Origin of the sequence: Pseudomonas brassicacearum (assembly GCF_009601685.2) — a bacterium.
Classification (GTDB): domain Bacteria; phylum Pseudomonadota; class Gammaproteobacteria; order Pseudomonadales; family Pseudomonadaceae; genus Aquipseudomonas; species Aquipseudomonas kilonensis_B.
Genome location: NZ_CP045701.2, coordinates 1,561,126 through 1,574,746, shown reverse-complemented (window position 1 = coordinate 1,574,746; position 13,621 = coordinate 1,561,126). Strand labels below are relative to the sequence as shown.

16 protein-coding genes, 1 tRNA gene and 2 pseudogenes are annotated in these 13,621 nt (G+C 58.6%); 15 read left to right on the top strand and 4 right to left on the bottom strand.

The genetic code is table 11. The annotated features are described in order from the left end of the window. Positions 1-18: 18 nt before the first annotated feature. The 11 genes and pseudogenes from atzF (at position 19) to GFU70_RS06855 (ending at position 8,239) form a co-directional block, all read left to right on the top strand. On the top strand, positions 19-1,797 hold the full coding sequence (gene atzF / locus GFU70_RS06905) for an allophanate hydrolase (protein ID WP_153387773.1): 1,779 nt from the start codon (positions 19-21) through the stop codon (positions 1,795-1,797). Between the two features lie 260 nt (positions 1,798-2,057). Continuing rightward, positions 2,058-2,666, top strand: a pseudogene (locus GFU70_RS06900) (GGDEF domain-containing protein); the annotation flags it as partial. Beyond that, positions 2,659-2,877: a cysteine-rich CWC family protein gene (locus GFU70_RS06895; RefSeq protein WP_153387771.1), complete on the top strand. Its 219-nt coding sequence runs from the start codon at positions 2,659-2,661 to the stop codon at positions 2,875-2,877. The pseudogene GFU70_RS06900 and the gene GFU70_RS06895, both read left to right, overlap by 8 nt. Before the next feature lie 35 nt (positions 2,878-2,912). Next, entirely contained in the window at positions 2,913-3,605 is a 693-nt protein-coding gene (locus GFU70_RS06890) for a pseudouridine synthase (RefSeq protein WP_153387770.1), read from the top strand. A 311-nt stretch (positions 3,606-3,916) separates the two neighbouring features. Continuing rightward, a complete protein-coding gene (locus tag GFU70_RS06885; protein ID WP_058543058.1) occupies positions 3,917-4,801 on the top strand; it encodes an alpha/beta fold hydrolase in 885 nt (294 codons plus the stop codon). Positions 4,802-4,961: 160 nt separating this feature from the next. Then, a tRNA-Gly gene (locus GFU70_RS06880) sits at positions 4,962-5,035 on the top strand. Positions 5,036-5,163: 128 nt separating this feature from the next. Then, a complete protein-coding gene (locus tag GFU70_RS06875; protein ID WP_058543070.1) occupies positions 5,164-5,724 on the top strand; it encodes a hypothetical protein in 561 nt (186 codons plus the stop codon). Positions 5,725-6,039: 315 nt separating this feature from the next. Further along, the gene (locus GFU70_RS06870) at positions 6,040-6,774 is read left to right on the top strand and encodes a zeta toxin family protein (RefSeq protein ID WP_058543059.1); all 735 of its coding nucleotides are present in this window, start codon (positions 6,040-6,042) and stop codon (positions 6,772-6,774) included. After that, positions 6,762-6,929, top strand: a complete 168-nt coding sequence (locus GFU70_RS06865) for a hypothetical protein (RefSeq protein ID WP_165826043.1) — start codon at positions 6,762-6,764, stop codon at positions 6,927-6,929. The genes GFU70_RS06870 and GFU70_RS06865 overlap by 13 nt, the downstream gene beginning before the upstream one ends. Before the next feature lie 727 nt (positions 6,930-7,656). Further along, the gene (locus GFU70_RS06860) at positions 7,657-7,956 is read left to right on the top strand and encodes a DUF3077 domain-containing protein (RefSeq protein ID WP_014337003.1); all 300 of its coding nucleotides are present in this window, start codon (positions 7,657-7,659) and stop codon (positions 7,954-7,956) included. A 115-nt stretch (positions 7,957-8,071) separates the two neighbouring features. Further along, entirely contained in the window at positions 8,072-8,239 is a 168-nt protein-coding gene (locus GFU70_RS06855; protein ID WP_116643002.1) for a type II toxin-antitoxin system ParD family antitoxin, read from the top strand. Positions 8,240-8,255: 16 nt separating this feature from the next. Here GFU70_RS06855 and GFU70_RS06850 read toward each other — a convergent pair whose 3' ends face one another. Continuing rightward, positions 8,256-8,735 carry an Lrp/AsnC family transcriptional regulator gene (locus GFU70_RS06850; RefSeq protein ID WP_003198732.1) on the bottom strand — a complete coding sequence of 160 codons (480 nt, stop codon included), beginning with the start codon at positions 8,733-8,735 and terminating at the stop codon, positions 8,256-8,258. Positions 8,736-8,879: 144 nt separating this feature from the next. Between GFU70_RS06850 and GFU70_RS06845 the strand changes: the two genes are divergently transcribed. The 3 genes and pseudogenes from GFU70_RS06845 to GFU70_RS06835 all read left to right on the top strand — a co-directional run bounded on the left by GFU70_RS06845 (position 8,880) and on the right by GFU70_RS06835 (position 10,416). Then, positions 8,880-9,509 (top strand): LysE family translocator, encoded by a 630-nt coding sequence (locus tag GFU70_RS06845; protein WP_153387769.1) that lies wholly within the window; start codon positions 8,880-8,882, stop codon positions 9,507-9,509. Positions 9,510-9,788: 279 nt separating this feature from the next. Continuing rightward, positions 9,789-9,965: pseudogene (locus tag GFU70_RS06840) on the top strand (type II toxin-antitoxin system HicA family toxin); the annotation flags it as partial. A 40-nt stretch (positions 9,966-10,005) separates the two neighbouring features. Then, positions 10,006-10,416, top strand: coding sequence for a type II toxin-antitoxin system HicB family antitoxin (locus GFU70_RS06835; protein ID WP_058543061.1), 411 nt, complete (start codon positions 10,006-10,008; stop codon positions 10,414-10,416). A gap of 116 nt (positions 10,417-10,532) precedes the next feature. Here the strand turns inward: GFU70_RS06835 and GFU70_RS06830 are convergent, their stop codons facing one another. Further along, on the bottom strand, positions 10,533-10,679 hold the full coding sequence (locus tag GFU70_RS06830) for a hypothetical protein (protein ID WP_165826044.1): 147 nt from the start codon (positions 10,677-10,679) through the stop codon (positions 10,533-10,535). A 176-nt stretch (positions 10,680-10,855) separates the two neighbouring features. On the opposite strand from GFU70_RS06830, the gene GFU70_RS06825 reads away from it, so the two are divergent. Continuing rightward, the gene (locus GFU70_RS06825; protein WP_057449713.1) at positions 10,856-11,260 is read left to right on the top strand and encodes a low affinity iron permease family protein; all 405 of its coding nucleotides are present in this window, start codon (positions 10,856-10,858) and stop codon (positions 11,258-11,260) included. 89 nt (positions 11,261-11,349) lie between these two features. On the opposite strand, the gene GFU70_RS06820 is transcribed toward GFU70_RS06825, so the two are convergent. After that, a complete protein-coding gene (locus GFU70_RS06820) occupies positions 11,350-11,853 on the bottom strand; it encodes a DUF4142 domain-containing protein (RefSeq protein ID WP_058543062.1) in 504 nt (167 codons plus the stop codon). A gap of 285 nt (positions 11,854-12,138) precedes the next feature. Beyond that, on the bottom strand, positions 12,139-13,491 hold the full coding sequence (locus GFU70_RS06815; protein WP_058543063.1) for a GGDEF domain-containing protein: 1,353 nt from the start codon (positions 13,489-13,491) through the stop codon (positions 12,139-12,141). Between the last annotated feature and the right edge of the window lie 130 nt (positions 13,492-13,621).

Genomic DNA, 13,621 nt, shown 5'->3' with positions numbered 1-13,621 from the left:
AATCAAAGGATTAACACCATGAACTTCTCTCTTCGCTTGGACGACCTGCGTAACACCTACCGCAGCGGCGAACTGACGCCACGCCAATTGCTGCTGGGCCTGCGGGAAAAAGCTGCGGCGCTGAACCCGGACTATCACCTGTTCATCCACCTGCTGACGGCCGAAGAACTGGAACCCTACCTGGCCGCATTGGAAAGCCGCGACCTGGAGAGCCTGCCGCTGTACGGCGTACCTTTTGCCATCAAGGACAACATCGACCTGGCCGGCATTCCAACCACCGCCGCCTGTCCGGCATTTGCCTACGTGCCGCCACGCTCGGCGACCATTGTCGAGCAGTTGCTGGCACTGGGCGCGATCCCCCTGGGCAAGACCAACCTCGACCAATTCGCCACCGGACTCAACGGCACTCGCTCGCCCTACGGCGCCTGCCGCAACAGCGTGCTGCCCGACTATCCGGCTGGCGGTTCGAGTGCCGGCTCGTCGCTGGCCGTGGCCCTGGGCGTGGCCAGTTTTGCCTTGGGCACTGATACCGCTGGCTCCGGTCGGGTGCCCGCGGCGCTGAACAATCTGGTGGGGTTGAAGGCCACCCTGGGGTTGATCTCCACGGCGGGCGTGGTCCCGGCCTGTCGCACGCTGGACTGCGTCACCACCTTCACGGCGACGGCCAAGGAGGCTAGCCAGCTATTGGCGCTGACGGCCCGTCCAGACCCTCGTGACGACTACAGCCGCCACAACCCGCAGTGGAACGACGGCGCCGCGTTCGGCGCGCCCCGGCGCTTTCGTTTCGGCGTCCCGCGCCAACAGGACTTGGAATTTTTCGGCTGCCAGGAAGGTCCGCAGCTGTTTCAGGAAGCCATCGAGCGACTCGAACGCCTGGGCGGTGAAGCCGTGGAACTGGACTTGTCGCCGTTCCTGGAAGCAGCGCGGCTGCTTTATGAAGGCCCCTGGGTGGCCGAACGCTACAGCGTTGCCGGCCCCTTGATGGAACGCGAGCCGGGGGCCGTACTGCCGGTCATCCGCGCCGTCCTGGCGAAAGCGCCTACGGTGGATGGCGTACAAACCTTCCGTGCCCGTTACCGTTTACAAGCCCTCAAGGCCCAGTGCGACCGGGCCATGGACGCGCTCGATTGCGTCCTCACCCCGACCATCGGCCGGCCGGTGACCCTCGCCGAACTGGCCGCCGAACCAGTGCTGCGCAACTCCGAGCTGGGGTACTACACCAATTTCATGAACCTGCTGGACTACGCCGCCGTCGCCGTTCCCAGTGCGTTCATGGCCAACGGCTTGCCCTGGGGCGTGACGCTGTTCGGTCGAGCCTTCACCGATCAATACCTCTTGAGCGTGGCCGATGCCTTGCAGCGTCAACAGGACACGACTTTACCAGCGCCCGCCCACCCGGCACGACACGACCGGGCGCGGCTGGTCGTGTGTGGCGCACACCTGGACGGGTTGGCGCTGAACGGGCAGCTCAAGCAACGCGGTGCGCGGCTGATCGAGGCCACCCAAAGCTCACCGGACTACCGCCTCCATGCCTTGGCCGGCGGCCCACCCCTGCGCCCCGGCATGCTTCGGGTCAGTGAAGGCGGCGTGGCAATCGAGGTGGAGGTCTGGGAACTGCCGAGCAGCGAACTGGGTTCATTCCTGACCGGCATCCCCGCACCGTTGGGGCTGGGCAAGGTGCAACTGGCCGATGGTCGCTGGGAAAGCGGATTCATCTGCGAGTCCTATGGCCTGGAAGGCGCACGGGACATCAGTCACCTGGGCGGATGGCGGGCTTATCTGCGTAGCCTGGAATAAGGCCGAACCCGTGGTGAGGGAGCCTGTTCCCTCACCATGGTCCTACAAACCTGCAAATCCGAATGTCTTTTCCCACAAGGCCACTAAACTGACTTCATTGGGTCTGCGCCAAGGGAATCGCCATGTCGCTCCGTTCGCCGTTGTATTCCCAGCGCAGGCCGCTCCTGGCCGTAGTGGCGCTGCTCGGTACAGGTTTCCTGATCATTGCGTTGCTGGGCTATTACGCAGCCCATGCCTCGGTACGCGATAACCTCCTCAAGACGCTGTATTTGAACCTGCTGATCGGGGTGCTCGTGACGCTGGCGGTCCTGGCAATCCTTTATCGGTTGATCAACAGCTACCAACAACGCATCGACGCCCAGGCCACCCTCGACAGCCTGACCGAATTGCCAAATCGCCGTGGCTTCGACCTGCTGGCGGTGCAAGCCCTGCATGAAGCCCAGCGCGAGCCCAAACCCTTGACTGCGTTGCTGGTGGAACTGGACGATTTCAAGCGGCTGGACACCACCCATGGTCATATCGCCACCGATCAACTGCTGACCGGGTTCGCCCGCGACCTGACGCAAAGCCTGCGACATTCGGACATCGTGTGTCGCTGGAGCACTGAAGCCTTTGTCGTCCTGCTCAAAGACACCGACGGACAGACCGGTCTGAAAATCGCTGAGAAAATTCGCCAGCACATCGAAAAGCAGCGCTATTTCTGCAGTGGAAAACAATTGCAGGTCACCGCCAGCCTCGGCCTCACCACCTTGCAGGACGAAGACACCTTGCACAGCCTGCTGTCGCGGACCGATCATGCGCTGCAACGCGCCCGGCAGACCGGGTGCAATCGAACCTGCGTGGAAATGCCTCACTCCAGTTATGAATAAACCCGACCTTTGCCCGGCCTGCGGCGGTGCCAACGACTGCACCCTGGCCGACCCTCGAACCGCCGACCGGGCCTGCTGGTGTTACGGCGTGAGCATCGACTCGGCCGTGCTTGAAGCATTGCCGGCCGAGCTGCGTGACCGGTCCTGCCTGTGCCCACGCTGCGCCCAGGTCGAAGCCCAGTTACGCGCCAAGCCCCAGCCGATCGCGTAAGATGCCCGCCCTCCGCTGCCTTGCCTGAACTGCCCATGCGCGTCGACCGTTTCCTCAGTAATCTGCCGCGATTCAATCGCCAACAAGTGCGCCTGCTGCTGGTGGAACGCCGGGTGCGGATCGACGGCCAGACTGTCTGCGATCCCCATGCCCAAGTCCGAGAGTTCAGTCGCGTTGAAGTCGACGACCAAGTGCTGCAAGCAGGCCGACCGGCGCGCTATTTCATGCTGCACAAGCCGCCCGGCTGTGTCAGTGCGACCCGCGATCCGCAACACCCCACCGTCCTCGATTGGCTGGACGAACCGGACAAGGACGACCTGCACATCGCCGGGCGCCTGGACTTCAACACCACCGGACTGATGCTGATCACCAATGACGGCAGCTGGTCGCGGCGCCTGACCCAACCGCAGACCAAACTGCCCAAGGTCTACTACGTCGAAACCGAGCAAATCATCACGGCCGAATACGCCGACACCTTCGCCCGGGGCCTGTACTTTGCCTTCGAGGACCTCACCACCCAGCCAGCCGAGCTGACGCTGCTGGGGCCCAGATCGGCGCGTTTGAGCATCGTTGAAGGGCGCTATCATCAGGTCAAGCGCATGTTCGGTCACTTCAACAACAAGGTGCTGCGCCTGCACCGCGAACGCATGGGCCCGCTGACGTTGGACGCCCATCTCGAGCCGGGCCAATACCGCGCCTTGAGCCTTGAAGAAGTCCGTCTCATCTGAGCCCGCTACCGCTGGGCAGAAGTGTCGAACAATTTTCCGATAGGTACTTGCGCAACGGTCGCCCCCCTGCTTGAATCAAACCGTCGGCCGAAATGTGACCGATGAGTCACAACATACTTCCAAGAAACCTTTTGCCGGCTGGAACCCTCAGGTTCCGCCTTGTCCCGCCGGCAAACTGCCCGCCTATAACAACACCCGTCGACCGTTTTTTTTGGATCGACATGGGCTTTATCTTCCAGGCGTATGCCTACCTGTCACATTGCCCGTGCAATCTCATTGCGCGCATACCCGCTTGCCAGGAGTCTTATGACATGAGGCCAGAAATCGCTGTGCTGGATATACAGGGTCAGTATCGGGTTTACACGGAGTTCTATCGCGCAGACGCCGCACAAAAGACCATCATTCTGGTCAACGGCTCAATGGCCACCACCGCGTCGTTTGCACAGACCGCCAAAAACCTCTACCCGCAATTCAATGTTGTGCTGTACGACCAACCCTACGCGGGCAAGTCAAAAGCTCACAACCGACATGAGCAAATGCTGACGAAAGAGATCGAGGGCCAGATTCTCCTGGAACTGATCGACCACTTCGCCGCCGAGCATGTGCTGTCGTTTTCCTGGGGCGGCGCCGCCACGCTGACCGCCTTGGCGCAGCAGCCACGGCGCATCGAAAAAGCGGTGATCAGCTCGTTCTCGCCGGTACTCAATGCGCCAATGCGCGACTACCTGGAACGCGGTGTGGATTATCTGGGCAGCCTGGACGGCGACCGTGTCGGGCACCTGGTCAACAGCACCATCGGCAAGCACTTGCCGCCGCTGTTCAAGCGCTTCAACTATCGCCACGTCAGCAGTTTGGCCGAGCACGAGTACGGGCAGATGCACTTCCACATCAGCGATGTGCTCCACAGCGATCAGTTGTGCTATGTCAACGCCGCGAAAAAAATCAATGTACCGGTGTTGTTCCTGAACGGCGAATGGGACGAATACACCGCGGCCGACGACGCCAGGCTCTTTGCCGATCACGTGCAGCACAGCAGCTTCAGCACGCTGCAAGCCACCGGGCACTTCCTGGACATGGAACACAAAGCCGCCTGCCGCGACAGCCGTAACGCCTTGATGGGTTTCCTCACACCGGAACACCACGAAAGCCGACCGCGCTATAGCTACGTGCAGGGCCATCATGCACTGGCCATCTGAAACCGAGTCCTGGCGAGCAAGCCCCTTTGCGCCTTCAGCAACGGGGCCTGCCCGCCAGTGACCGCTCTGGTTTGAGGCTCGCATAGACGACTGACCGCACGTTGCATGAAGAAAAACTTCAAATCCGTGCCCACATCTGGTACAAAGTCAGCCGCTCTGAGCGGGTGTCGTATAATGGCATTACTCCAGCTTCCCAAGCTGATAACGAGGGTTCGATTCCCTTCACCCGCTCCAATCGAATTCTGGTCCTGCGTCGTATGTTTTTTGGCGAGGGATTAAAAAACCGGCTCTTGGTGGCCGGTTTTTTTTTGGTCTGGAATCTGGTGGGATTTGCGCCCGAGTACCTATGGAGGAGAGCAAGGATGCACCTGATTGACTCATATCTGCCTACGTATCAGTTTAGTGAATTGCATACCGTGGACATCCCCGTAGAGCCTTCCCATGCCATGGCGGCAATCCTCGCCCACCGCCCCGAAGACGACCGTTTTTTTCGGTATGCAATCAAGCTTCGCGAACTCCCCATGCGCCTGTTGGGTCGATCTCGGCATGCAGGCGCTGATCAACGCGCTTCATTCGGCATGGATAATTTCACGTTGCTTCAGCGCAACGGCGACGTAGAGGTCGCTTACGGGCTCGCCGGCAAACTGTGGAAAGCCGACTACGGCCAAGTCGTTGTCGCGGATGCCGAAGCGTTCGAGCTATTCAATGAACCGGGGAATGTGAAACTGGTCATCAGTTTCAGCTGCCAGTTGCTGCGACCGGGCTTGACGAGGGTCACCACGCAAACGCGGGTGCATTGCCTCGACGCGGATGCGTTGCGAAGTTTTACGTCGTATTGGTATTTGATTCGCCCGGTCAGCGGGCTTATCCGTCGACGCATGCTCAAAGCTATTGCGAGGCGTTGTGCAGCAGGCGCTTTTTAAATTCTTCATCGCAATACAGATCTGTTGTCACCAAGAGACGCTCAAAATTGAGCCATTGACTGAGGCGGATCTCTGCGTCATGTCATGTGACGCACATCTCGATTCATCACCTACCAGCTATGCGAAGCGCACCGGCCAATGGGGCCTTGCCACCTCTAGGTTAGAAACACTTGGACAAGGTCAACGCGGCGGATTACGCCGTAATTTCCCCTCCCAGGTGTCGCATGCGGTACGGTAAAACCCGGAGCACAAACGGCAAATCACCAGTCACTCGAAGAGGGTTCGCATCCAGTGCAAGAAGACAAAAGGCTTGGAATGACGAGAGAAGAGCAGGCCATCTGGGATGACGCGATCAGGTTTTCCCGATCAAACAAGAAGGCTATTGGCAAGCGGCTCACGGATCAGACCAAGTATCCACCCGAAAAAGAACCTGTTTCGGTTTTCATGGCTGGATCGCCGGGTGCTGGCAAAACAGAAGCATCCTTAGCGCTGCTGAACCTTTTCTGTGATACGCCCATCCTACGAATTGATCCAGACGAACTCAGAAACGAATTTGAAGCGTACCAAGGTGGCAATGCCTGGCTTTTCCAAGGTGCCGTTTCAATTCTTGTTGAGAAGCTGATTGACCTCGCCCTAGATCGAAAGCAATCTTTTCTGCTGGATGGGACTCTTTCAAATATAGATATCGCGAGGAAAAATGTGCAGCGGTGCCTCGACAAGGGGAGATTTGTACAAATACTCTACGTCTATCAAGATCCTAGGCTTGCTTGGGCCTTTGTAACGGCCCGTGAGGAAGCCGAAGGACGGAGGATTCGACCTGAGCATTTCGTCGACCAATACTTTGCAGCACGTGACGCGGTAAACACGCTTAAGCTAGAGTTTGGCAAGGATCTACATGTCGATCTGCTTGTGAAGCACATTGATAATTCTGGACGCCTCTACAAGGCTGGCGTTGACAAGATCGACTACCATATCCCCGAGAAGCATACGCGACACGAACTGATGGCCATGCTTGGGATAAATGACGGAGCAACCCCATGTTTACCATGAAACTCGGATCCACAAAGGAGTCCACGAGTCCATTCGCAGACTTCATTCGTAATGCGAAATCGGAAGAAAAAAAACGCGTCTACAGTGAAGTGCTGACCGAAGCCACCAAAAAACAGAATGAAGTGATGCTGGCGGCGCGTGAAAAGCAAGCCTGATTACGTTACTGGATTCCAAAACTGCCCGGCCGAACGCCGGGCTTTTTCATTCTGTCGTCACCCTGCTTTTCGCGCTCTGGCGCCTACAGGCTCGCCGGCAATCTTTGGAAAGCCGACTACGCCCAACGAGACGTTGCGCACCTCAACAACGGGACCGTTAAGGAAAGATAGACAATAGTCCTGAGAAAAAATGAGTCCCGTGGCGAGGGAGCTTGCTCCCGCTTGAGTGCGAAGCGCTCACAAGAGGGGCCACTGCGCAGCCCAGCGGGAGCAAGCTCCCTCGCCACGTATTGCATGGCCCCGGGATATTTGTAGGCAAAATCCGAGAATTGCGTAGGGGGTGCGCTTACGTTGCTTTTCGGCGAGTTTTCGCCTTGTTGCCCTTGTCCTTCGATGGCTACTCTCCAGACGTCGCTGCAAATTCAGCGACCGGGCCTAGGAACCCGTTGAATTCAAGGCGCACAGCGCCCATAAAATTGCAGGCGTTTTTTGTGTTTGCGATGATGTTTTATGGCGGCTGTGCGTGGGACACCCTCGGGTGTGCCGGGTGCCTTGATTCCCGGTTCCTAGCCCACGTACGGCCGCCACCCGAATCTAGGAAAGGATGGCGGCGGTTTCTCAAGTCAAGGAGTGAAACTATGCGAAACGTAATTCCATCTTATTTCCACGCTGACCGAACCAAGCCTCAGCTTGGGGCCAACGACCTTCCGTCCTTCGGAGGCAGGCCATGAACGAAAACACTGAGCTAAAAACCATCGGCTACACCCCCTTCAACTATTCCGCTGATCGAGCGCTGTTCCGTGTCAACGGCGGCGTCCCCATCCAAGAAGCATTGGAGCGGGCATCGGACCTTTTGCATCTCGCTCACCGGCTTGCCGAAGACGCGGCGTTTGAAAAGAGCACCGACCGATACGCCTGGGCTGCGCACTTTTTGTTGGAGATGAGCAAGGCGGTGATTGATGACGTTGTGAAAGTCATTACGCCAAGACCAGCAGCTGAGTCCAAGAAAAAATCCGAGGCGCAGTAGATCGACAGTAAGTCCTGAGCATGGGGACATAGGGAACCCCATCCGACAGACAGCGCTAAGCCCTGCTTCTTTCGCAGCGGGGCTTAGCAATACCGACGTCCCTAGAGGCTCAAGCATGGGAAGCGTTCGAAAAACTATAACCGTTGCCAATCAGCGCGCTCAGGAACGTAATGCCGAACTGAAGGATATCCGCTCGGCCCTTGAAGACGGTGAGTCCAGCGGCCCCCCTCGCCCATTCAATCCCGACGCATTCAAACAGCGAATGTTATTAGGACGTGGATAAATCCCCATCGTAAAAACTATTCAGCCCCAGGCAAATGCCCCAACGGCAACGCCCCCGGCGTCTTCACCGTATTAATCGCAAAGTTACTCCGGATATCGCTGATGCCGGGCAATTTCAACAAATGCCCCGTGACAAAACGATCATAAGCCCGCAGGTCCGGCACCACGACTTGCAGTAGAAAATCCGACTCGCCCGATACCAGGAACGCCGAGATCACTTCGGGCAATGCCGTCACTGCCTGGCGAAATGCTTCGGCTCGCTCGTCGTTGTGCCGTTCGACCTTGACGCCGACGAAGATCGTCAGCCCGAGGCCCACTTCGTCGCGGTCCAGGACGGCTTGGTAACCACGAATCACCCCCGCCTCTTCGAGCATTCGCACGCGGCGCAAGCAGGGCGACGGGGACAGGCCGATTTCTTCGGCCAGTTGCACGTTGCTCAGGCGGCCGTCGCGTTGCAGCGCGACGAGGATTTTGCGGTCGAAGGCGTCCAGTTTCATAAGTTGGCATTTTCCGATTGGATGATGCAGATACGTGGCAGATTATGCCAATTCCCGAAGCTTTAGAAGCTGACTTCGCAACCACCTGCCCCGCCCCTCCGCCATAGACTGGGCACTTGCGAATCGTTGATGAAGGGGTGTGGCATGGCAGAGCTCGGGTTGTTTTTGATGGCGTTGACGGTGGCGTATCTGTTGCCCGGGCCGGACATGATTCTGCTGCTGCAAACCGGTGCCCGTCAGGGCAAGAGCGCGGCGCTGGCAACGGCGGTGGGCCTGGGGATTGCTCGGGGGTGTCATGTTGCATTGGCGGCGTTGGGGCTTTCGGCCTTGTTCAAGACCGCGCCATGGACCTTTGATGTGGTGCGCCTGGCCGGGGCAGCCTATTTGTTATGGATCGGATTTCAATGCCTGCGGACCACGTTGTTGCCGAGCTTTGAACACGCCACTGTCGAGGCCGGAAAGCGCCGTTGGCACCAGGCGATTCGACGTGGGCTGCTGACCAATCTACTCAATCCCAAAGCGTTGCTGTTTTGCTCGGTGCTGTTGCCGCAGTTCATCGATCCACAAGGCGGGCCGGTGCTGGGGCAGTTTGCGACCCTGGGCGTGGTACTGGTCGGCGTCGGCCTGCTGTTCGATAGCGCCTATGCGTTGGTGGGTGTTGCACTGGGTCGCTGGCTTCAGCGTTCCCCTTCGGCCCAGCGCGTGCAGCAGTGGTTGTTTGGGAGTCTTTTGATTGGGTTTGCGGTGCGGCTGACGTTTGTGCAGCAGTCATAGCGACCGAAGTTTCGCGAAGTGGCCCCTGGTATTTGAGCTGTAAATCCAGGGCTGCTTCAACCCAGCGGGAGCAAGCTCCCTCACCACACAAGTATTTTCGTCCGGCTTCACATCCCGAAATAAACCCACCCCGCCCCTCTGCCGCCCTTGTACCACGCCGCTTCTAGACTTCGTTGCAGTGACCACGCGAGTCCACCGATGTCGAACTTGGTGGTTATAGTGTTGATCATTCATTCTCAGTAGGTATAGTACCCACCAAGCACACCACACGGAGGTGTTGTGAATAGCCGATTTTTGATAAGCCAGATCATTGCAGACGGTTGGTATCTGGTGCGGGTTCGGGGCAGCCACCATCATTTCAAGCACCCGACCAAACCGGGGTTGGTCACGGTTCCTCATCCGAAGAAGGACCTGCTCAAGAAAACGGCCATCAGTATTTTGCAACAGGCGCTGCTTCAGCCGGCCCGTTGCGCGACGTTCCCGGAGGACGATGAATATGCTTTACCCGATTGCGATTTCCATGGGCGATGACAAGCACGCCTGGGGTGTTGAAGTGCCGGATATCCCCGGTTGTTTTTCCGCAGGCGACGACCTGGACGAGGCCATGGCGATGGCGCGTGAGGCCATCGAGGGTCACTTCGAGATTCTGGCTGAAGACGGCTCGCCGATTCCGCCGGCCAATACTGTGACGCTGCACGCAGCCAATCCGAAATATGCTGGCTGCACCTGGGCACTGGTGGACATCGATGTGACCAAGTACCTGGGCAAGGCGCAGAAACTCAACATCACGTTGCCCGGCTACCTGCTCAATCGTATTGATGAATATGTGTTGCACCATCCTGAAGAGAAGAGCCGTTCCGGCTTCCTGGCTTCGGCGGCGCTGAAGGTGTTGCAACAAGGGCGCTGAGACGCCACCACCAACTGTGCGAGCTTGCTCGCGATAGCGGTGTGTCAGGCACCCATGATATCGCTGAGCCGACGCCATCGCGAGCAAGCTCGCTCCCACAGGGTTGAGCTAGACGACTATTTGTTTTCAGTTCCAGACTCTTGCATCTGCACCGAAGACTTGGTGCCGTCGGTGTTGTCCTTGGTCTCGTTATCCGAGTTGTCGAAACAGCCTTGCAGGGCGAACAAAGCGCAGGCGAGGTAAAAAGTGCGGGCGAAATTCATGATGTATTCCGATGCTGAGGGCTTTAAGCAGAGACCTGCGAGCGTGGCAATGGTTGCGACTGTCATCGCGCCGGACGATGAACGTCGACGGATGCTTGCAACTGAAATGTAAGTAGAATTTTCACCATCTCGTTGCTGTCACACCAGACAGGTGCATCCCATAAGGAAACACAGCAATGACGTTCGCAAAAATCGCTCAAAAACTGGCCCTCTGGGCGGGGAGCCCCAAGACATTCCTGGGCGCCATCGTCTTGTTGGCGCTCTGGGCCCTCAGCGGACCTCTTTTCGACTTCAATGACACATGGCAACTGATCATCAATACATCAACGACGATCATTACCTTCCTGATGGTGTTCCTGATTCAAAACACGCAGAACCGCGATACCGACATCTTGCACCTCAAGGTCGATGAGTTATTGCGCGCGACCAAGGAGGCACAGAATGCGATGCTCGGCCTTGAGTCGCTGGACCTCAAGCAACTGGAAGCGCTGAGAAAGCATTACCAGGCCATGGGCCAGGGCGAAGCCAAGAGTCTTGAAGGGCTGGAAGAAAAGAACAAGGTAGACCTGAACCAGTGCTGACGCAGACGCGCTGGAAGCGCTCTCCTTCTGGCGGGCAAAAATCAGCCGGGACGCGAACGTCCCGGCCCTGAATACAAAAACGCAGCAGATCAACGGCTGGCCTGCAGCGCCCTGGCCATCTCGAGGTGGGTCTGCAGTTTAGGCAGGGTTTCATCGGCGAAGGCCTTGATCTCCGGCACTTCGGTGGTCTGGGCCTCCTGCTGGATCTGCGCAATGGCCTCCTCGGTGGCCTTGACCTGGCTGGCGGCATACGCAGCCTCGAACGACTCGCCTTCCTTGACTTGCGGCATCAGGGCCTTGGCCTTGTCAGCCACTTCTTCCCGGGGAGCGACGGGCAAGTCAAGCTTCTTGGCGATCTTCGCCAGGTGTTGATTGGCCGTGGTGCGGTCGTTGATCACCATGATGGTGTAGTCCTTGACCTCCCTGGATTCGGCTTTCCCGTGGGCCATGCGACTTGTCTCGATGTCGGCCATGCCTTTGGCTGAAGCATCGTTGATGAATTCGGCAGGCGATTGGGCCCAGGCACTGTTGGCACCCAGGCCCATCAGCACGACGACACTGGTGATGCGAAAAAAGCTGGCCATACGGCTCATGGTCGCGCCCTCCTCTGATGAAAATTCTGGCGGGTTCTCCGCCTCTGAATCAGAACCACCCCAAATGATCAGGCGAAACGCCTGACCCCGTTGCGGCCAGTTCCGGCTTTCGCCGGGCATCTGTCGACAGCCGCGAGGGTGGTTCTCCCACTTCTGCGACCCGCTGCAGACACCTTCGTTCGATCGTGAGTGATGTTTCCGGCGAGCGGGCCTCACCTGACATTTGAAACGAGCAAAGCCCGAAAGGTTGAAAAAACGTCCAGCACCACGACGAACGGTGGCGCGCTATCCGATATCCAACACCCTGTGATTCCGGCGTTTGGCGGCATACATCGCCTCGTCGGCGTGGCGGAACAGGGCAACATCTTCAGTGCCATGATCGGGGAAACAGGCCACACCGATGCTCGGCTCGATGCTCAGGCAGTGCCCGTCCAGACGCAGCGGCTGGGCCAGTGCATGGCGGATTTTCTCCTGTACGCTTTGGGCATCCTCCAAGGCATGGATGCTGTGCAGCAGGACCACGAACTCGTCCCCGCCAATACGTGCCACGGTGTCAGTGTCGCGGATACAGCCCTTGAGACGCTTGGCCACCGCTTGTAGCAACATGTCGCCAACCCCGTGGCCATAGGTGTCGTTGACCTGCTTGAAACGGTCCAGGTCGATGTACAGCAAGGCCATGCGCCCGGACGCAGCACGGGCGGTGGTCAGTGCGCACTTGAACCGTTCACGAAGTAATTCGCGGTTGGGCACCTGGGTCAGTTGATCGTACTGAGCCATATGCTGCAACCGGGCATGCAACTGCTTGCGCTCGATGGCGACGGTGATCTGGACGCAGACGTATTGCAGCAGCTCCTTGTCCTGCTCGGTGTAACGCACGTTGTTCGGCGCACTCTTGACGATCAGCGCGCCAATCGTGCCACTCTGCGAGTTCAGCGGCACGCCCAGCCAACAAGGCGCGTCTGGCTGTGCCACAAGGTCGTCGAACCCCGGCGGCAAGTGACTGCCACCGGGCGTCAGCAGGATAGGCTGGCCACTGCGAATCACCTCGGCGCACAAACGCCCGGTGACCGTGCCCGGCAATTCGGGCTGCCTTTCCCGGTCATCGACGTGATAGGGGAAGTTAAGCTGCGAACATTGTTCGTCATACAGCGCCACCGAAAAATTCAGCGCCGGCAACCACTCGCCAATAATCAGGTGGATGCGCTTGAACAGGGCCATCAGGTCCGCCGCGGCATGGGCCGCCTCGGAAATCGCATACAACGCCGCCTGCCGGGACTCCGCCTGCTTGCGTTCGGTGATGTCCCGAGCCACGGCGATGCGCAGTTGGTCCGCCGGCGACCAGCGCGCCGACCACAGGATGTGCACCACTCGACCGTCCTTGCGCAGGTAACGGTTCTCGAAATTGAGCTTGGGCTCGCCATCCATGATCTCCCGCGCCGCCTCAAGGGTCCGCTGGCGGTCGGCAGGGTGCACCAGATCGATCATCGGCTGGCCGATCAGTTCCTGCGGGGTGTAGCCAAAAATTTCTTCACAGGCAGCGCTGACAAACACGAAACGCCCTTGGCCGTCGACGGCACACACCGCGTCCAGCAGAAGGTCGATGTAGCTGGCCAGCGGCGCGGAACTTCGAGTGTCCATGGGGCTGGAGGTCATCCGGATAATGCAGCGGTAAACGAAGCGGGTAATCGTCAGTTCGTGACGCCGATACAACGAGCGAGACTGACGCCCCCAGTACCGATGAGGATAGCGTAGGCGATCAACTGTAGGG